This window comes from Thiocapsa bogorovii (assembly GCF_021228795.1).
In the GTDB taxonomy this organism is placed as follows: domain Bacteria; phylum Pseudomonadota; class Gammaproteobacteria; order Chromatiales; family Chromatiaceae; genus Thiocapsa; species Thiocapsa bogorovii.
Map to the genome: position 1 here is coordinate 4,015,852 of NZ_CP089309.1, position 17,745 is coordinate 4,033,596.

Genomic DNA, 17,745 nt, shown 5'->3' on the forward strand with positions numbered 1-17,745 from the left:
GTTCATGTGGGGCTTTCGCGTGGGTGTGGTCTTCGGGGTCATCTGCCGGCGTCGGCGCGGACGCAGTTTAAGTTATTAAAAAATATAAAAATATCCTGAACCGCGCACGGCCGTGTTCTTGGATCACGGAGAGGTCGTTCCCGAATGCAGTCCTTCCATAGACCTACAAGCGCGGTTCAGAAGGTGACTGGGACGGCTTCGCGCTTCTCCGGCGCGTCGATCTCCAGCAACTGTGCGGCATTGAAACCGAACTGGCCCGCGATCAGGTTGTTCGGGAAGACCTCGCGTAGATTGTTGTAGCTCATCACGGCATCGTTGAAGGCCTGGCGTGCGAAGGCGACCCGGTTCTCGGTGCTGACCAGCTCTTCGGAGAGCTGCATCATGTTTTGGTTGGCCTTGAGGTCCGGGTAGGCCTCGGCGAGTGCAAACAATTTTCCCAAGGCGCCGGCGACGCCCATCTCCGCTTGGGCCAGCATCGCCACCGCGGCGCCGTCACCCGGATCGGCCGCGACCTGTTTGAGGCTGCCGACCGCTTGGTTGCGGGCCTGGATGACGGCCTCGAGCGTCTCGCGTTCGTGGGTCATGTAGCGCTCTGCGACCTTGACCAGATTCGGGATCAGGTCGTAGCGGCGCGTGAGCTGGACGTCGATCTGAGCAAAGGCGTTCTTGTAGCGATTGCGTCCCGAGATCAGCCGGTTGTAGATGACGATGGCGAAAATTGCCACCAGCAGGATCAAGCCGAGCAGTGTCCATCCCATCGGTGTACCTCCTTCAATGATGCCTGTCCCGGGAACGCCGTCGTCGCCGGGTCCGTTCTCCGACCGAGGCCGGCACACGGCCTTCGGCAATGCGGCGGAAGGCTAACACACTCCCGCGGGGCAAGCAGGGGTCGCGCCCGCTCGCGTGCTGCGGCGGGTTGCCGATGCGGGTCGAGGGAGTACCATTGCGTCCGTGTGGCATCGCGAGTGCCGCGGTGCGCCCCCTTGAATCAGGAGTTCCCTTCTTGTGCTTGAGTTGATGTATGCCGGGGGTTGGCTCATGGTGCCGATCGTCGCTTGCTCGATCATCGCGACAGCCGTCGTGATCGAGCGTGGCTGGACGCTGCGCCGCTCGCGGATCATGCCGGCGAATCTGGTTGCCCGGATCTGGGAATGGCACCGTCGGGGGCAGTTGAACGATGCTCGGATCGAGGAGATCCGCACCGGTTCGCCGCTCGGGCGTCTACTTGCGGCGGGACTCATCAATCGCGCCCACTCGCGCGAGATCATGAAGGAATCGATCGAGGACACGGGTCGGCAAGTGGTGGCCGAGTTGGAGCGCTTTTTGAACAGTTTGGGGACGATCGCATCGGTTGCCCCGCTGCTGGGTCTGCTGGGAACGGTGCTCGGAATGATCGACGTCTTCGGCGTCATCATGGACGCCGGTGTCGGCAATGCCGCCATGCTCGCCGGGGGGATCTCCAAGGCACTCATCACGACCGCGGCCGGTCTTTCGGTCGCGATCCCGGCGCTGATGTTTCACCGATTCTTCGAGAACAAGGTCGCACGGCTCGCGCTCGACATGGAGGAGCAGTCGCTGCGGCTCGTAGAGGTGATGAAGGGCGAGCGAGAATCCGGCGAGGTCTCCGCGTGAATCTGCGTCCGCACCGCCGCGACCCCGCCGATATCAATCTCACTCCGTTGATCGATGTCGTCTTTCTCCTGCTGATCTTTTTTATGGTCTCCACAACCTTCAAGGACGAGGCCCGGCTGCGTGTGCAGTTGCCCGAGGCGCAAGGCGAGGAGATTCCGGCCGAAGAGCCCGAGATGATCCGGCTCGTCATTGACCGGACCGGGTCCTTCAATGTCGACGATCGGGCCGTGCTCGATCGCAAGACCGAGACCTTGGTCGATGCCTTGAAGGAACGCCTTGGGGAGGACGAGCCTTTGCCCGTGCTGATCCAGGCCGATGCACAAACGCCCCACCAGGCGGTGATGACCGCGCTCGACGCGGCCAGTCAGGTGGGTCTGGTGCAGATCGCCTTCGCGGCGACCCGCGCCCGTCAGGACGATGCCGAGGCGGCTCGACCCGCGTCCGGGCAGTCCACGCCGCCATCTGCAGGGGAGGTCGCTGAGTGACCGACGACGCGTCCCGCTCCGAGGTCGAAGCCGGTCCCATCTATCGCCGGCTGTTGGGCTACGTCAAACCCTACTGGCGCATGTTCAGCGTCTCGATCGTGGCCATGATCGCCTTCGCGGCGACCGAGCCCCTCTTCGCGGCCATGATGCAGCCGCTGATCGACGGCAGCTTCGTGGATCGCAACGAGGAGATCGTGCGCCTCATGCCGTTCGTGCTGGTGGTGCTCTTCGTCTTCCGCGGGATCGCCGGCTTCGTCAACAACTATTGTCTGAGCTGGGTCGGGCGACGCGTGGTGGCCGATCTGCGTCAACGGATGTTCGAGCATCTGCTGCGCGCACCGACGCGCTATTACGACAACCAGGGTTCCGGCCACATCCTCGCCAAGTTGACCTACAACGTCGAAAACGTCGCCACCGCGGCCACTTCAGCCATCACGACCCTGGTCCGCGACGGCTTCACCGTCATCGGCCTGATGGCCTACATGCTCTACCTGAACGCGGCGCTCTCGGCGATCTTTCTGGTGATTGGCCCGCTCATGGCCGGCGCGGTCAAGTATGCGACCAAGCGTTTTCGCCGCCACAGCCGGCGTATCCAGGACCGGGTCGGTGCGCTGACCCAGGTGGCGCAGGAGGCGATCGAGGCCCACCGGGTGGTCAAGGCGTTCGGCGGGCAGCGACTCGAGGCACGGCGTTTCAGCGCCATCAACGAGAAGACGCGCTCGCTTCAGATGAAGATGATTGCGACCGAGGCGGCGAGCGTGCCGCTGGTTCAGTTGATCTCGGCGGTCGCGATCGCCGTGATCGTCTATCTCTCGACCATGCAGGGGCTGAAGGAAGACATCTCGGTCGGCACCTTCATGTCCTTCGTGGTCGCGATGGGACTGCTCCTGCCGCCGGTGAAGCGTCTGACCTCGGTTAATGCCCATCTGCAGCGCGGGATCATCGCGGCCCAGAGCCTGTTCGAGCTGTTGGATGCAGAGGAGGAGCGGGATCAGGGACAGCGGGTCCTGCAACGTGCCGAAGGGCGCGTCGAGTATCGCGGGGTCACGCATGTGTATTCGCCCGAAAAGCCGCCGGCGATCCGGGATCTCGACCTCGTGATTGCACCGGGCGAGCGGGTCGCGCTGGTCGGGCGCTCGGGCAGCGGGAAGAGCACGGTGGCGAGCCTGCTTCCACGCTTCTACGATGCGACCGCAGGCGAGATCCTGATCGACGGCATCCCGATTCACGAGCTCACCCTGGCGAGTCTGCGTGCCCAGATCTCGCTGGTGAGTCAAGACGTGGTGCTCTTCAACGACAGCATCTCCAACAACATCGCCTACGGTCAGCCGTCACCGCCGACCCGCGAGACGCTCGAGCGCATCGCCGCGAATGCCCATGCGCTCGAGTTCATCCAGGCTATGCCCGAGGGCTTCGAGACGCGTATCGGCGACCGCGGGGTCATGCTCTCGGGCGGGCAGCGCCAGCGTCTCGCGATCGCCCGTGCCATGCTCAAAGATGCCCCGATCCTGATCCTGGACGAAGCGACCTCGGCGCTCGACACCGAATCCGAGCGCCATATCCAGGCCGCCCTGCAGGAGTTGATGGCGAACCGAACGACCCTGATGATCGCCCATCGGCTCTCCACCATCGAGAACGCCGACCGTATCCTGGTGATGGACAACGGCTGCGTCGTCGAGCAGGGCACCCACGGCGAATTGTTGGCGCACGACGGCTATTACGCCCGGCTGCACCGCCTTCAATTCCACGATGCCGGCGAGCTCCCGGTCGCGACGTAGGTGATCGACCCGAACGCGATCTGGTACGGCCGTCACCCGCTCGGCCTCATCCTTGCGCCGCTCTCCTGGCTCTACTGTTCGGTGGTCCAACTGCGTCGCCTGGCCTATCGCAAGGGCTGGCTCGCGAGCCGGCGGCTGTCGGTGCCCGTCGTGGTGGTCGGCAATCTCACCGTCGGCGGGACGGGTAAGACCCCGGCCGTTCTGAAGCTTGCAGATCTGCTGCGTGCACGCGGTTGGCGTCCGGGGATCATCACCAGAGGCTATAAGGGGCGGGGCGGCGGAGGAGGCGCGGCAGTGCCGCGCCTTGTTCCTCCGGACGGCGAGCCTGGCGAGTTCGGAGACGAGCCGGTGCTGCTGGCCCGTCGCAGCGGCTGCCCCGTCGTCGCCGGACCGGATCGCGTCGCCGCCGGTGCGCTTGCACTCTCTCGGGGCGACGTGGACATCCTGCTTGCCGACGACGGACTTCAACATTATCGGCTCGCCCGAGACATCGAGGTTGCGGTCGTCGACGGCGCGCGCGGTCTGGGCAACGGGCGCTGTCTGCCAGCCGGGCCGTTGCGCGAGCCGCGCGCGCGTCTGGGCAGGGTTGATCTCGTGTTGACCAATGGCTCCGGCCCGGGCGACGACAGGGACGGCGGGTACCGGATGCGTCTGGTTCCGGGCGCGGCAGTCAATCTCCGCGACCCCGCCGTCTCCAAACCGATCGCGGATTTCGTCGGGAGGTCTATCTTCGCGATCGCGGCGATCGGCAACCCCGAGCGTTTCTTCGCCACGCTGCGCGGGCTTGGCCTCGAGGTGGAGGGTCGCGCCTATCCGGATCACTATCCCTTCGCACCGCCGGATCTTCTGGATTGGCCGACCGGTCCGGTCCTCATGACCGAGAAGGACGCCGTGAAGTGCATGCGTTTTGCCGGCGAGGATCACTGGTTTCTGCCCGTGGAGGCCGAGCTGGAAAGGGCCTTCATCGAGGCATTCTTTCGTAAGCTGGAGGCACAGACCCATGTCTGATCGAGAGATGTCCGAGCAATCCGTGGGATTCAAGATCGTCATCCCCGCGCGGTACGGTTCCACCCGCTTGCCCGGCAAACCGCTCATACCGATCGCCGGCAAGCCGATGATCCAGCATGTCGTCGAGCGTGCGCGTGCGAGCGCCGCCGACGAGGTCCTGGTCGCGACCGATGACCAACGCATCGCCGAGGTCTGTCACGGTTTCGGCGCCGAGGTGGTGATGACCGGGAGAGAACACCGCAGCGGGTCCGAGCGCATCAGCGAGGTGATCGGGCTGCGCGGATGGGGTGATGATGTGGTGGTGGTCAACCTGCAGGGCGACGAGCCGGCGATGCCGGCGGCGTTGCTGGATCAGGTCGCGACCGACCTGGCGAGCATCGCCGATCTCGGCATGTCCACCCTGGCCGCGCCGATCTCGGATCGCACGACCCTGTTCGATCCTCACGTCGTCAAGGTGGTCACGGACGCCGAGGGCTACGCGCTCTACTTCTCGCGCGCCCCGATGCCATGGCATCGCGACGAATTTCTCGCCGATCGCGAGACGTTGCCGGCATCGGTCGCGTTTCTCCGCCACATCGGGCTCTATGCTTATCGTGCCGGCTTTCTCAAACGCTATCTGGCTTGGGCGCCGTCGCCCCTGGAGGTGGCGGAGTCGCTCGAACAACTGCGCGTGCTCTGGCACGGCGAGCGCATCCACGTGGCGATCGCCGCGTCCGAGCCGGGGCCGGGTGTGGATACGGCCTCTGATCTGGCCGAGGCCGAGCGGCATCTGGCCTAAATCGGGGTCTCCTCTGCCGAGCGGTTGGTGTCGTGGCGAGGGTAATACCCTTTCGCACGGATCGGCGCTGGGGTGACGCGGTTTCGAGGCGATGTTCTCGATCCGACGATTCTTGTGGTGTTTGCTTTCCGAACGGGCGCTTAGTCGTGATTCAGGCTCGGATCGTCGACTCAAGGCAGTCCAGGAGATCTTGCATCTCGAGCGTGAGCACGCCTTCCACCGGATCCAGGATCCGGATCTGCAGGATTGCGTTGGCGCGATGGCTGGCTCGGCCGTATTGATCCATTTGGATCGGAGGTCGGGCGAGATCCGATTCCAGCACCGCGAGTCCCTCGCCGGGCAGGATGTCGATCAGGCGCCAGACCTGTCCCTGATGTTCACAGCGACGTCCGAGCAAGCTTCTGAGTCGTTGCAGCAACGTGGTATCGAGTGCTTGGGGCTGTGCTGGAGTTGTTGGATTTGCTGCCTTCATTGATGTCCTCCAAATCATCCGGGTGGTCCAGGATTGCCTCTTGGACGTAGAAGGTCTTACTCCTCCGGCCGGTTCGCGTTGCTAAGGCGTCGAGCCGGGTCTCGATCTCGTAGGGGAGTTGACCGGCAAGCATGGCGGCCTCGTTAGGGCTTGATTCAGAACCGAGTATATCCCGGCCTCGACTCTGCGGTGGCTGCTTCACACTGGGCGGGCCGTCGGTCGGTCTAGACGGGATGTGAAAGGTTATGAGATCGCCGCGAGCGGGTTTGCGGTCCTGGATCAGCCCGAGCATGCGCTCTTAGGGCTCGCGGAAAAGAGCGAGATTCCGTCGGCCCGCGATCCTCGAACCGAGCGAAACGCTGCGATCGCACTTGGCTGGCCAACCATCACAACGGGCGCTTGCCGCTGGTGACGAGCAAAAAAAACCCCGCTGATGCGGGGCGAATCACCACTGAGGAGGTCAGAGAACGAAACCGAAGATCGGAAGCGTTGTCTCGATCCCTGTAATGCAGAACAGATGCCAATTTTCTGTCAGGAGCCTTGCCTTCGTCGAAACAATAGGTTGCGAGCATGCAAGCCGGCGAAGTCGATAATGGGAGCCGAGAGATGCACAGGTTTCAGACGTGCGAAGGCCTCTTCCGCACCGCAACGGTGCGACATCTGCGACAAATGGCCTGTCTCTCTGTCGTTATCGCAACACTCTGGATGTCCATGCCGGTCGCTGCCGAGACGGACGGGATGCGTGCGCAGGGGATTCAGTCCCAGCGCGCCGCAGCGGGTTGGTTGAGATTGCAGCAGGATCAGCGCGCGGCGAGACAGCAGTCCGGTCCGTTGTCGCCCCCCGAGACGACTCGGCAGCAGTCGCTCGAGTGGAACGAGGCGATCCGCTACCGCGAGCTTCTCCAGCAGCAGGACCGCGCCCTCGATTCGACGCGTCGGCAGGATCGGCTGGTGCCCCGAGGCGGGGCAGATGGCATGCCGGACGTTCGGGCCGGTCGGATCCGCATGCAGGGACAATTGATGGAGTTGGAGGCGCAACAACAGAGCCAGCGCTTGCAGATGCAGATGGACCGGGCTCGGCGCAGTCAGCCGGCCCAAGGGCGCTTTGGCCGCGGCTCGATCAGCCGATAAGGCGCGCCATCGATGACCGGAGTCTTACGAGCGTGCCGGCGCGCCGCGGGCTAGGTGTCAAGTCGCGCGTCCCCGGTGTGTCTGAAACACTCCTCGGATTCGTACCACATGACGTTGATGATGCCGAAGGCGAGTGCCAGCAGCACACCCAGGATCCAGGCGAAGTACCACATTGAGGTCATCCTCTCGTTGATCACTCTCTTTGATCGAGGGGCTTGCGGGCCGCATGAAGACGACCCGCGTCCCTGTGTCTCAGTAAGCCAGATGCTCCTGCTCCCTGATCTCCTCCACCGTCACCCGCCGCCACATCTTGGTGTAGGTCCAGGTGGTGTAGGCCAGGATCAGCGGGATGAAAATGACCGCGGCCCAGAACATGACCGTCAGGGTCAAATGGCTGGAGACGGCGTCCCAAACGATCAGGCTGCTGTTCGGATCCGTCCGCGACGGCAGGATGAAGGGGAAGAGGCTGACGCCGGCGGTGACGATGATGCCGGTGATTGCCAGACTGCCGGTCACCAGGCCCCAGCCCGGACGATCGTCCGCGGCGAGCTTCATGGTCGCCCATAGGCCCGCGAAGCCGAGCGCCGGGAAGAGCAACGTCCACGGATGGGCGCTGTAGTTGGCCAACCAGGCCCAAGAGTCGGCGACGACCTCCTTGGTCAACGGGTTGGGTGTCGCATCGAGCGCGGGCATGGAGACGACCTTGAAGCCATCGACGCCGATGATCAGCCAGACGCCGGCGAGCGCGAACACCGCCATGCTGATCAGCGCGAAGACCCGAACCGCGGCCTTGGCGCGCGAGGCGATGGGCTCGGCGGTGCGCACCTGGAGCCAGACCGCACCGTGCATGGTGAGCATGGTGACGCTGAGGATGCCGGCCAACAGCGCGAACGGATGAAAGAGACCGAAGAAGCTGCCGGTATAGAAGGATCTCAGCATATCGTCGAGGTGGAACGGAACGCCCAGCAGCAGATTGCCGAAGGCGACGCCGAACACCAATGCCGGAACCACGCCGCCGATGAAGAGACCCCAATCCCAAGCATTGCGCCAGCGTGGATCGGCGATCTTGCTGCGGTAGTCGAAGCCGACCGGGCGGAAGAAGAGCCCGAAGAGCGCGAGCAACATCGCGAAATAGAACCCTGAGAAGGCGGTCGCATAGACGATCGGCCAAGCGGCGAAGATGGCGCCGCCGGCCGTGATCAGCCAAACCTGGTTGCCGTCCCAGTGCGGGCCGATGGTGTTGATGATGACGCGTCGTTCGTCGTCGGTCTTGCCCAAAAAGGGCAAGAGCGCGCCGACGCCCATGTCCATACCGTCGGTCACGGCGAAGCCGATCAGGAGCACGCCGACCAGCACCCACCAGATGAACTTCAGGACTTCGTAGTCGATGATCATGATCGGTCCCCTAATCTTGCCGTTTCTGCGGTGCGAGCACGGGTGCCGGGCCGCCTGCGGTGTTTGAACGGGACGCTGTTGCCGCCGCTTCATCGTGGTAGCGGCCCGTATGCAACGAGCTCGGTCCCTGCCGCCCGAACTTGAACATCAAATACATCTCGATGATCAGAAGCACCGTATAGAAAAGGATAAAGGCCGCGAGGCTGATCATCAGGTCGCTCGGCGCCAGGCTCGAGGCGGCGATGCTGGTGGGCAGAACTTCGCCGATCGCCCATGGCTGACGGCCGAACTCGGCCACGAACCAGCCTGTCTCCGCCGCGATCCAGGGCACCGGGATGCTCCACAGGAACAGCCGCAGCAGCCAGCGTTTCTCCTGAATGACGCGCTTGGCATTGAAGTAGAAGCCCAGGATCATCAAGCCCAGCATCCAGAATCCGGCCGCGACCATCACGCGGAAGCTCCAAAAGAGCGGCGCGACCTCGGGAATCGAATCCTTGACCGCCATGCGGATCTGCTCCTCGGTGGCCTGGCTCGGGTCGTCCGTGTAGCGCTTGAGCAGGAGCCCGTAGCCGAGATCGTCCTTGTGGTCGTCGAAGACCGAGCGGTTCTCGGGCGTGTCCTGATCGCCGCGTAGGCGCTGCAGATAGTCGTAGGCGATCATGCCGCTGCGGATGCGGATCTCATGGTCGACCATCAGGTCCTTCAGGCCCTTCACCTCGGTGTCGAGCGAGCGGGTTGCGATCAGCCCCAGGAGCCAAGGAATCCTGATCGCGCCGTGCGTCTCCTCGTCCTCGTTGCTCGGGAAGCCGATGATCGTGAAGCCGGCCGGTGCAGGCTCGGAATGCCACTCCGCCTCGATCGCCGCCAGCTTCACCTTCTGCACGTCGCCGACCTCGTAGCCGGACTCGTCGCCGAGCAGGATGACCGAGAGGATTCCGGCCAGACCGAAGCCGATCGCGACCGAGAAGGAGCGCTTGGCGAAGGCCAGATCGCGCCCCTTGAGCATGTACCAGGAGCTGATGCCGAGCACGAACATGGAGGCAGTCACGTAGCCGGCGGCCACCGTATGCACGAACTTGACCTGCGCGACCGGATTGACGATGACCTCCATGAAGTTGGTCATCTCCATGCGCATGGTCTCGTAGCTGAACTCCGCACCGACCGGGTTCTGCATCCAGCCGTTGGCAACCAGGATCCAGAGCGCCGAGAGGTTGGACGCAAGTGCCATCAGGAAGGTGACGGTCAGATGCTGGCGCTTGGAGAGTCGCTCCCATCCCAAAAAGAAGAGACCGATGAATGTCGATTCCAGGAAAAAGGCCATCAGGCCCTCGATGGCGAGCGGCGCACCGAAGACGTCCCCGACGTAGTGGCTGTAATAGGCCCAGTTGGTTCCGAATTGGAACTCCATGGTCAGACCGGTCGTCACGCCCAACGCGAAGTTGATGCCGAAGAGCTTGCCCCAGAACTTGGTCATGTCCCGGTAGATTTCGCGTCCGGTCATGACATAGACGCTCTCCATGATCACCAGGATCCAGGCGAGGCCGAGTGTGAGGGGTACGAAAAGGAAGTGGTACATCGCGGTCATGGCGAATTGCCACCGCGAGAGCTCGATCATGGTGCTGTCAAGCATGGCGATCGTCCCGAGGTTGGAGATCAGGAGCAGGAAGGAGGACTTTCGGGCACCGGGCATGTGCTCGGCAATCGGGAAGATCGCCGCGGCTCGGAACCAGTCTGGCCCGCCGGTCAAGTGTTCGTCACTTTATGCCCTACGGGCGATATCGGGAATGACGAATCTCAACCGACACTCCGGGATCGCATCGTGTGCGTCCCGGAGCGATTCGACGGCTCTATCGTTGGTTGGCGTCAGTCGTGGCGGTGTGTACCTTCGCCGGTCCCCTGGTCATGGGTGTGCGGAGCCGCCGCGGGCAGCGGTTGGCCGGCGAGGATGGCCGACACCGCCTGCACCGGGTCCGTCGCGCTGGTCGTGTAGACCTGGATTCCATGACGGGCCATGCGTTGGAGAAAGCCCTGCCCGGCGCCCTGGGTCAGGATGCCGTTGAGATTGAGCTCGAACAAAGGGTGATCATCGCCGTGATACTCATGCAAAGACAGCTCCATCGGCAGGTCGAGCCGCTCGACCTCGGTCGGATTGCCGTCGGCGTCCGCCTCGTAGACGATGAAGCGACGGCTCTTGCCGGCGTGTCCGGTGATGGTTCGAAAGTTCTGGCTGGTGACGGCGATACGCATGGATTTCCCCGTGTTCAGAACGGCGAAGACGCTTTCTTTGGTCATGGATTTCGGATCTCGTGGGTGTGGTCGGAATGTTCTTCTGCGGGAACTAAATCGCGTCCAGAGCGACATGCGTAATTTTCATCGTGTGTTCGGCCTTGGGGACTTCGCCAGCCTTGATGGAGACGCGGTTTAAAAATTGTTTCAAGATGTTAAACCGCGCCAGCTCCAACAATGCTTGAGTCTGCCGGGGCCGGTCCCCTCAAGAACCATCATATGCACGTTGGGCGCAGTTTAGGCTGGAGTCGGCTCTGTTTGGCGCAAACGCATCGCCCAATCCTCCATCGCCGCGTTCGCCACCGGCATCGGCAATTCGATGAAGGTGACTACAAAGCCATCGTCGGTCTCGGCGATACCGATCGATCGGGGTCGCATCGCGAGTGCTTGCGGGTTCGGCAAGGTGATGCCGAAACAAAAGACCAGATTCCTGGCGGCACGAATGCCTTCGCCGACCCGTCCATCCGGGAGCGATCGAGTGTGTCGGAGGTGATCGAACTCGGCGATGAAGGTGGCCGACGGATGTGACTCGATGCAGGATCGAAAATAACCGCAGACGGCATCGACCGATTCGAGCGTGGTCTCCTCGCGGTCGATCTCAAGCACGTAGACCGGAAAGCTCTCCTGCAGCACGGTCTGTTTCATGATCTGCCCTCCCGGTCTCGGTCAAGCGGCGGCGCGGCACCGCGGAATGCGCCATCATCGAGGCCGAGCGGTGCTCGGGGCATTGAAATCGGTCAACCCTGCTGAACCGCGTCTGCGGTTTGTGCGGAGTCCTCTCGAGGATGAAGGCGATGGAGCGCGCCGGATGCCTCGGCGGGAACGCGGTTCAGGATATTAAAATCAATTCATGTCTTGAAACGCGTCTCTTTCGGCGTTTTCGGGTGTGCGCGATGTTCAGCCACGCCGAAGAGAACGGCATATCGCACGGGACGCGTTTCAACCCTCCGCGATGCGCTTGAGGTTGGGGATGTCGAGCAGAAAGCGGTTGGGGTTGGTCTCGACCAGCAGGCTCTGGCGTTTGAACTCGGCGATGGTACGGCTTGCGGTCTCGGTGGTGATGCCGAGCATGGCGCCCATGTCCTCGCGGCTGAATAATTGGCAGGCGCTGCTTTCGCGATCGCGGACCAGGCGCAACAAGAGCCGGGCAATGCGCTGACGGGCGGACCCCGTGGAGAGCTCGGTCAGCCAGGCGTCGGCCTCGTTCAAGGCGCGTTGCCAGCGCGAGATCAGCTCGCGGTGCAGCTCCGGATTGTTGCAGCCCAGATCGCGGACCAATCGGGCGGGAAAGCGGCAAACCTCTGTCGGCTGCAGGGCGACGGCGTCGTGCTGGTAGCTCCCGCCCTCGAGCATCGCCTCCAGGCCCAGGACATCGGTGGTCCGCGCGACCCGCACGATCCGCTGACTGCCGTCCGGGAGATATTGAACCAATTTCAGGACACCGGAGCGCACGGTGAACATGTGATCGGCCGGATCACCGCTACGGTAGAGGCTGGTGCCGGGTTTCAGGTTGAACTGGTCGATCGGGTCATGAATCTGCTCGAAATCGGACTCGGCCAGACCGGCGAACAGGACGGTGGTTCGGAGCGAGCAATTGAGACAATCGGCCTCGCCCGACCAGGCGTCTCGCAGCGTGACACTTTTAACCATGGGGTCGTCTGACTCTCGTCGTTCCTGGCACGGCGGTGCCCGATACCCCAGTGTAGCCGATCGGTTCGGGGAGATCATTTCCCGGACGGGGTTGCGCCGCGTCGTCGTGCTCTCTACCTTGACGGGCCCGACACCAGACGGCCGGCACTCGGTAAATGGGCTACGGCATGTTCATGCTCGGGATCGTCTCCTCTCACTCCACACGGTACGACCGATGACCTTGCTCAGCCTCGACTCCGTCGCCCTCTCCTATGGCCTGCCGCCGCTCTTGGAGGACGTCTCCTTCAGCATCGAGCGCGGCGAGCGGATCTGCTTGATCGGCCGCAACGGTGCCGGCAAGTCGACCTTGCTGCGGATCATCGACGGGGAGATCCAGGCCGACTCGGGTCAGATCCGCGCCTCAGCCGGGCTCAAGGTGGCGCGCCTGACGCAGGAGATCCCGCGCGGGGAGGAGGGGAGCGTCTTCGAGGTGGTCTCGGCCGGCCTGGGCGATCTGGGCGTTCTTCTAAGCGACTATTTCAAGCTCTCCCACGGCTTGGGAACCCATCCGAGCGAGGAGGACCTGACCCGTCTGGCACGGGTGCAGCAGCAATTGGAGGACGGCGGCGGCTGGGCGATCGAGCAACGCACAGAGCGCGTCATCTCGCGCCTCGGGCTCGACGCCGAGGCCCGATTCGGTGCGCTCTCGGGTGGTCTTCAACGGCGCGTCTTGCTCGCACGCGCTCTGGTGACTGAGCCCGATCTGCTGCTGCTCGACGAGCCGACCAACCATCTGGACATCGATGCGATCGATTGGCTCGAAGACTTCCTGATCGACTTTCCGGGCTCGCTGCTCTTCGTCACCCATGATCGGCGCTTCCTGCAACGGGTCGCGACCCGGATCCTGGAGCTCGATCGCGGGCGGATCACGGACTGGCCCGGGGACTACGCCAATTATCTGCGGCGCCGCGAGGAGCGTCTGCATGCCGAGGCACAAGCGGCGGCGCAGTTCGACCGCAAGCTCGCCGAGGAGGAGGTTTGGATCCGCCAAGGCATCAAGGCGCGGCGTACCCGCAACGAAGGCCGCGTGCGGGCGCTCGAATCCATGCGCCGCGAACGGCTCGAGCGGCGCGAGCTGCAGGGCACGGCGCGCCTGCGCCTGAGCGAGGCGGATCGTTCCGGCAAGCTGGTGGTCGAGGCCGAGGACATCGGCTTCGCCTGGGGCGACACCCCGGTGATCCGTGACTTCAGCACCCTGATCCTGCGCGGCGACAAGATCGGCATCATCGGCCCGAACGGCGCCGGCAAGAGTACGCTGCTGAAGCTGCTGCTCGGCGATCTGGAGCCCCAAAGCGGGACGATTCGCCGCGGGACCAATCTGCAGGTGGCCTATTTCGATCAACTGCGCGCCCAGCTCGACCTGGACAGGAGCGTCCAGGACAACGTCGCGGGCGGCAGCGACAAGATCGAGGTCGACGGCCAGAGCCGTCACGTCCTCTCCTATCTGAAGGACTTTCTCTTCACCCCGGAGCGCGCGCGTCAGCCGGTCAAGGCGCTCTCGGGCGGCGAGCGTAATCGCCTGCTGCTGGCCAAGCTCTTCACCCGCCCCGCCAATCTGCTGGTGCTCGACGAGCCGACCAACGATCTGGATACCGAGACCCTCGAGCTGCTCGAAGACCTACTGGTCGAGTTCAAAGGCACCCTCTTGCTGGTTTCTCACGACCGCGCATTGCTCGACAACGTCGCCACCAGCACCCTGGTCTTCGAGGGTGCGGGACGGGTCCGCGAGTATGTCGGCGGATACGAGGACTGGGTACGTCAACGCGATCCGCGCCGATCCGGGGAGTTCAAGACGAAGCAGGTTGACTCCGGGACGCCTGCGTCGGCTCCCGCGGGTGGGGTGGCCCAGCCCAAGGCGGCGCCCAAGGGCGAGAAGCTCGGCTTCAAGGAAACGCGCGAGCTTGCCGAGCTGCCGGCCCGAATCGAGGCACTCGAGAGTGCACAATCCGAGCTGCACCAACGCCTGGCCGATCCGGCCCTTTATCAGGCCGCCGGCGAGGAGGTCGCTGCGGTCAAGGCGCGTTTGGATGCCTTGGAGTCCGAGCTCGAGACCGCCTATGCGCGCTGGGAGGCGCTCGAGGCGCGGCGCTGATCCGGCGGGCGCGAGGCCGTGCATGCGCAGCCAGACCGGCCGGTGGGTGTCGGGAATCGCTCCCGCTCGGCCCGACCTACGGACCAACGCCGAACGGCGCGTTTGTCGCCGTCCGCGTCCTGCACTACCATCATCGATCGGTCCGGGTTTGCTCGATCGCGTGTTCCGCATCACACGGGTGTTTCACGGTCGGCGCGGCTCCGAACAAATCCACCGTCGTTGCGAGATTCGCTGTTCAAGGCTTTGGATATCTGATCATTGAAACGCGTCAGGCAGGGTTTTCTCGGTCTCCTCAGGCGGTCGTTTCCCACCAAACATCGGTTGTCACTTAGGACGGACGCGGTTCAATCTAATGAAGTTCAAGGTCGAAGAATTCCGCAGCTGGAAGCACAAGTGCATCACGCTGCTCGGGATGTCGGGGGTCGGTAAGACCTATCTCTCGGAAATGCTGCGTCGCAACGACTGGTTTCACTACTCCGGCGACTACCGGATCGGGACGCGGTATCTCAACGAGCACATCCTCGACCTGATCAAGGCGCACGCGATGCGCGATCCCTTCCTGCGGGATCTCCTGCGCCACGATTGGGTCGCCATCCACAACAACATCAAGATCAAGGACCTCGGGCCGGTCCTGAGCTTCGTCGGCAAGCTCGGTAACCCCGAGCGCGGGGGGCTGCCGCTCGGCGAGTTCAACCGTCGCCAGGCCCTGTATCGCCAGGCCGAGATCGCGGCCATGATGGATGTGCCCGATTTCGTCCGAAAGGCACAAGAGATCTACAGTTATCCGCATCTGATCAACGACGTCGGAGGGAGTCTCTGCGAGCTCGACGAGCCGCGAGTCATCGACCTGCTCGCCAAGCACAGCCTGATCCTCTATATCCGGGTCCCGGAGGCGGACGAGATCAAGCTCATACAGCGCGCACAGGCCGACCCCAAGCCGCTCTATTATCGCCCTGAGTTCCTGCGTGCCGCGCTAAAGGACTATTTGTCGGTCCACGGTCTCGACTATGTCGCGCAAGTGGACCCGGACGATTTCACGCGCTGGGTCTTCCCGCGCCTCTTCCATTCGCGGGTGCCGCGTTACGAGGCGATCGCGCGGCCGCACGGCTATACGGTCTCGTCCGAGGATGTCGCGCAGGTGCGCGACGAGCAGGATTTCCTGCAGTTGATCGAATCGGCGATCGGACAGGCCGAGACGCCGGCCTTCGATCCCGAGATGCAGTAAACCGAACGATAGGACCGACCCCATGCCGATCGTCGCCCACAATGACCTGCCTACGTTCGAGCGACTGCGTGAAGAGGGCCACAAGATCCTCGAGCCCGATCACGCGATTCAGCAAGATATCCGCGAGCTGCACATCGGTCTGCTGAACATGATGCCGGATGCAGCGCTCGCCGCGACCGAGCGACAGTTCTTCCGGCTGATCGGGCAGAGCAATCAGATCGCTCAGTTCTATGTCCACCCCTTCACGCTCGACGCGCTCGACCGCGGCCCCATCACCCGCGAGTATGTCGAGCGCTACTACGAGCCGTTCGAGAAGATCCGAGCCGAGGGTCTGGACGCCTTGGTGATCACCGGGGCCAACGTCATGGGCCCGGACCTTGCCAGCCAGACCTTCTGGGGGCCGCTGATCGAGGTGGTCGACTGGGCCTACCACAACGTCAGCTCGACGCTCTGCTCCTGCCTGGCGACCCACGCGGTCCTGCAGTTTCGCTATGGTCAACGGCGCCGTCCGCTGGGCGAGAAGCGCTGGGGTGTCTATGTGCATCGCGTGATCGATCGCAGCCACCCGTTGGTGAGCAGTGTAAATACGCGCTTCGACGTGCCGCATTCGCGTTTCAACGAGATCGGTCGGGACCAGTTCGAGGCGGCCGGCCTGCACATTCTGGCCGAAAGCGAGGAGGCCGGCGTTCATCTCGCCGTCAGCCCCGACGGCTTCCGCCAGGTATTCTTTCAAGGCCACCCCGAGTACGACATCATATCCCTGCTCAAGGAGTACAAGCGCGAGGTCAACCGTTTCGCGTCCGGCGAGCGCGACCAGTTCCCGCCTGTCCCCGAAAACTATTTCGGCGTCCAGTCGCGCGCCATTCTGGATGAGCACCGCGAGCGGATCCTCGATGCACTCGATCAGGGTCGCGAGCTGCCGGCCTTCCCCGAGCAGCACATCGTCGGCAGGCTCGACAATACCTGGCACGACAGCGGTGAAGGTGTGCTCGGCAACTGGATGGGACTGATCTATCAGGTCACCCATAACGACCGCAGGCTTCCCTTCATGTCGCACGTGGATCCCGACGATCCGCTTGCGTTGAGTTGGCGTCGACCCCGCGGTTGAAAGATACCGAGCACACGTGGGTTTTTCGCCGGTGGTTTTTCGCCACCGACGCGTGAACGGGTCGAGATTCCGGTCCCCTCGAACGGCTCTGCGTTGCATCTCGACAACAGATGCCTTCCCCTCTTGAAAAACACATCGACCGCCTCGACTGGCTTTTTTTGTCGTTACGTGACCAATTTAGCGAAAAAAAGCAGTTGCCCGGTTGTCGTTTGTTGTATTTTGATACTAAACTTGACGCATGAGATGCAGTGTGTGACGAAAAGGAAACGACCTGTTGTCGACATGTTTCCTCTCGTTGCCGAGCGGGCAGCTCAACCGACGTTCCCGGGCGGGAGTATCGGCATACAAGCAACAGATTCCACTGAGAAAAACATGTTCGAGAAAACCGAAAATACGATCCTCTACAAATGGGATCCCAGGACCTACACCGGGTTCAAGCTTCGTTACGACGCCGAGGGTGCTGCCAAGGGCGGGCATTGCTGCTTCCACGTCGAGGACTGGACCTTCCGCAGTATCACCAATGAGTGGCCGTGCGAAGATCTCGATGAGGCGCTGGAGGTGCTGAATCACTTCTTCGCGATCGACGTCGTCCAAGAGCGCGAGCGTTTGGCCTCGTGGCTCCCGGTGACGCTGGCGGAAGCGGCCTAATCCGCGACGCCGTCCGCG

At 63.2% G+C, this 17,745-nt stretch carries 18 protein-coding genes; 10 read left to right on the top strand and 8 right to left on the bottom strand.

Features of this window, described 5'->3' with window-relative positions:
* Positions 1-176: 176 nt before the first annotated feature.
* Positions 177-758, bottom strand: a complete 582-nt coding sequence (locus LT988_RS17815) for a LemA family protein (protein WP_232406872.1) — start codon at positions 756-758, stop codon at positions 177-179.
* A gap of 247 nt (positions 759-1,005) precedes the next feature.
* Between LT988_RS17815 and LT988_RS17820 the strand changes: the two genes are divergently transcribed.
* Genes LT988_RS17820 through kdsB form a run of 5 tightly spaced genes read left to right on the top strand, consistent with a single transcriptional unit; the run spans position 1,006 to position 5,681 of the window.
* Positions 1,006-1,632, top strand: coding sequence for a MotA/TolQ/ExbB proton channel family protein (locus LT988_RS17820; RefSeq protein ID WP_232406873.1), 627 nt, complete (start codon positions 1,006-1,008; stop codon positions 1,630-1,632).
* On the top strand, positions 1,629-2,117 hold the full coding sequence (locus LT988_RS17825; RefSeq protein WP_232406874.1) for an ExbD/TolR family protein: 489 nt from the start codon (positions 1,629-1,631) through the stop codon (positions 2,115-2,117). The genes LT988_RS17820 and LT988_RS17825 overlap by 4 nt, the downstream gene beginning before the upstream one ends.
* Positions 2,114-3,895 (top strand): lipid A export permease/ATP-binding protein MsbA, encoded by a 1,782-nt coding sequence (msbA, locus tag LT988_RS17830; protein WP_232406875.1) that lies wholly within the window; start codon positions 2,114-2,116, stop codon positions 3,893-3,895. The genes LT988_RS17825 and msbA overlap by 4 nt, the downstream gene beginning before the upstream one ends.
* A complete protein-coding gene (lpxK, locus tag LT988_RS17835; protein ID WP_332460489.1) occupies positions 3,896-4,903 on the top strand; it encodes a tetraacyldisaccharide 4'-kinase in 1,008 nt (335 codons plus the stop codon).
* Positions 4,896-5,681 (top strand): 3-deoxy-manno-octulosonate cytidylyltransferase, encoded by a 786-nt coding sequence (gene kdsB, locus LT988_RS17840; protein ID WP_232406876.1) that lies wholly within the window; start codon positions 4,896-4,898, stop codon positions 5,679-5,681. The genes lpxK and kdsB overlap by 8 nt, the downstream gene beginning before the upstream one ends.
* A gap of 151 nt (positions 5,682-5,832) precedes the next feature.
* Here the strand turns inward: kdsB and LT988_RS17845 are convergent, their stop codons facing one another.
* Entirely contained in the window at positions 5,833-6,153 is a 321-nt protein-coding gene (locus LT988_RS17845) for a hypothetical protein (protein ID WP_232410676.1), read from the bottom strand.
* A gap of 606 nt (positions 6,154-6,759) precedes the next feature.
* Here LT988_RS17845 and LT988_RS17855 point away from each other — a divergent pair.
* Entirely contained in the window at positions 6,760-7,284 is a 525-nt protein-coding gene (locus LT988_RS17855) for a hypothetical protein (RefSeq protein WP_232406877.1), read from the top strand.
* Between the two features lie 50 nt (positions 7,285-7,334).
* Here the strand turns inward: LT988_RS17855 and cydX are convergent, their stop codons facing one another.
* The 6 genes from cydX to LT988_RS17885 form a co-directional block, all read right to left on the bottom strand.
* Positions 7,335-7,457, bottom strand: coding sequence for a cytochrome bd-I oxidase subunit CydX (gene cydX / locus LT988_RS17860; RefSeq protein ID WP_232406878.1), 123 nt, complete (start codon positions 7,455-7,457; stop codon positions 7,335-7,337).
* Positions 7,458-7,536: 79 nt separating this feature from the next.
* Positions 7,537-8,679 carry a cytochrome d ubiquinol oxidase subunit II gene (gene cydB / locus LT988_RS17865; protein ID WP_332460490.1) on the bottom strand — a complete coding sequence of 381 codons (1,143 nt, stop codon included), beginning with the start codon at positions 8,677-8,679 and terminating at the stop codon, positions 7,537-7,539.
* 10 nt (positions 8,680-8,689) lie between these two features.
* Positions 8,690-10,309, bottom strand: a complete 1,620-nt coding sequence (locus tag LT988_RS17870; protein ID WP_232410610.1) for a cytochrome ubiquinol oxidase subunit I — start codon at positions 10,307-10,309, stop codon at positions 8,690-8,692.
* A gap of 233 nt (positions 10,310-10,542) precedes the next feature.
* Positions 10,543-10,971, bottom strand: a complete 429-nt coding sequence (locus LT988_RS17875) for a NifB/NifX family molybdenum-iron cluster-binding protein (RefSeq protein WP_232406879.1) — start codon at positions 10,969-10,971, stop codon at positions 10,543-10,545.
* A 231-nt stretch (positions 10,972-11,202) separates the two neighbouring features.
* Positions 11,203-11,610 (bottom strand): DUF6858 family protein, encoded by a 408-nt coding sequence (locus LT988_RS17880; protein WP_232406880.1) that lies wholly within the window; start codon positions 11,608-11,610, stop codon positions 11,203-11,205.
* A 294-nt stretch (positions 11,611-11,904) separates the two neighbouring features.
* Positions 11,905-12,615, bottom strand: a complete 711-nt coding sequence (locus LT988_RS17885; protein ID WP_232406881.1) for a Crp/Fnr family transcriptional regulator — start codon at positions 12,613-12,615, stop codon at positions 11,905-11,907.
* Between the two features lie 214 nt (positions 12,616-12,829).
* Between LT988_RS17885 and LT988_RS17890 the strand changes: the two genes are divergently transcribed.
* The 4 genes from LT988_RS17890 (at position 12,830) to LT988_RS17905 (ending at position 17,727) form a co-directional block, all read left to right on the top strand.
* Positions 12,830-14,746 (top strand): ATP-binding cassette domain-containing protein, encoded by a 1,917-nt coding sequence (locus LT988_RS17890; RefSeq protein WP_232406882.1) that lies wholly within the window; start codon positions 12,830-12,832, stop codon positions 14,744-14,746.
* A 352-nt stretch (positions 14,747-15,098) separates the two neighbouring features.
* Positions 15,099-15,971: an ATPase gene (locus tag LT988_RS17895; protein WP_232406883.1), complete on the top strand. Its 873-nt coding sequence runs from the start codon at positions 15,099-15,101 to the stop codon at positions 15,969-15,971.
* Positions 15,972-15,993: 22 nt separating this feature from the next.
* Complete coding sequence (gene metA / locus LT988_RS17900) at positions 15,994-17,079, top strand: homoserine O-succinyltransferase MetA (protein WP_232406884.1); 1,086 nt, start codon at positions 15,994-15,996, stop codon at positions 17,077-17,079.
* Positions 17,080-17,451: 372 nt separating this feature from the next.
* Positions 17,452-17,727, top strand: a complete 276-nt coding sequence (locus LT988_RS17905; RefSeq protein ID WP_232406885.1) for a hypothetical protein — start codon at positions 17,452-17,454, stop codon at positions 17,725-17,727.
* Positions 17,728-17,745 lie beyond the last annotated feature (18 nt).

Bases quoted from the DNA above. Each gene is read 5' to 3' on its own strand.
- LT988_RS17880 (WP_232406880.1), bottom strand. From the start codon at position 11,610: ATGAAACAGACCGTGCTGCAGGAGAGCTTTCCGGTCTACGTGCTTGAG.
- LT988_RS17870 (WP_232410610.1), bottom strand. From the start codon at position 10,309: ATGCTTGACAGCACCATGATCGAGCTCTCGCGGTGGCAATTCGCCATG.
- LT988_RS17885 (WP_232406881.1), bottom strand. From the start codon at position 12,615: ATGGTTAAAAGTGTCACGCTGCGAGACGCCTGGTCGGGCGAGGCCGAT.
- LT988_RS17815 (WP_232406872.1), bottom strand. From the start codon at position 758: ATGGGATGGACACTGCTCGGCTTGATCCTGCTGGTGGCAATTTTCGCC.
- LT988_RS17895 (WP_232406883.1), top strand. From the start codon at position 15,099: ATGAAGTTCAAGGTCGAAGAATTCCGCAGCTGGAAGCACAAGTGCATC.
- LT988_RS17905 (WP_232406885.1), top strand. From the start codon at position 17,452: ATGTTCGAGAAAACCGAAAATACGATCCTCTACAAATGGGATCCCAGG.
- metA (WP_232406884.1), top strand. From the start codon at position 15,994: ATGCCGATCGTCGCCCACAATGACCTGCCTACGTTCGAGCGACTGCGT.
- cydX (WP_232406878.1), bottom strand. From the start codon at position 7,457: ATGTGGTACTTCGCCTGGATCCTGGGTGTGCTGCTGGCACTCGCCTTC.
- cydB (WP_332460490.1), bottom strand. From the start codon at position 8,679: ATGATCATCGACTACGAAGTCCTGAAGTTCATCTGGTGGGTGCTGGTC.
- kdsB (WP_232406876.1), top strand. From the start codon at position 4,896: ATGTCTGATCGAGAGATGTCCGAGCAATCCGTGGGATTCAAGATCGTC.
- LT988_RS17855 (WP_232406877.1), top strand. From the start codon at position 6,760: ATGCACAGGTTTCAGACGTGCGAAGGCCTCTTCCGCACCGCAACGGTG.
- LT988_RS17845 (WP_232410676.1), bottom strand. From the start codon at position 6,153: ATGAAGGCAGCAAATCCAACAACTCCAGCACAGCCCCAAGCACTCGAT.
- LT988_RS17875 (WP_232406879.1), bottom strand. From the start codon at position 10,971: ATGACCAAAGAAAGCGTCTTCGCCGTTCTGAACACGGGGAAATCCATG.
- LT988_RS17890 (WP_232406882.1), top strand. From the start codon at position 12,830: ATGACCTTGCTCAGCCTCGACTCCGTCGCCCTCTCCTATGGCCTGCCG.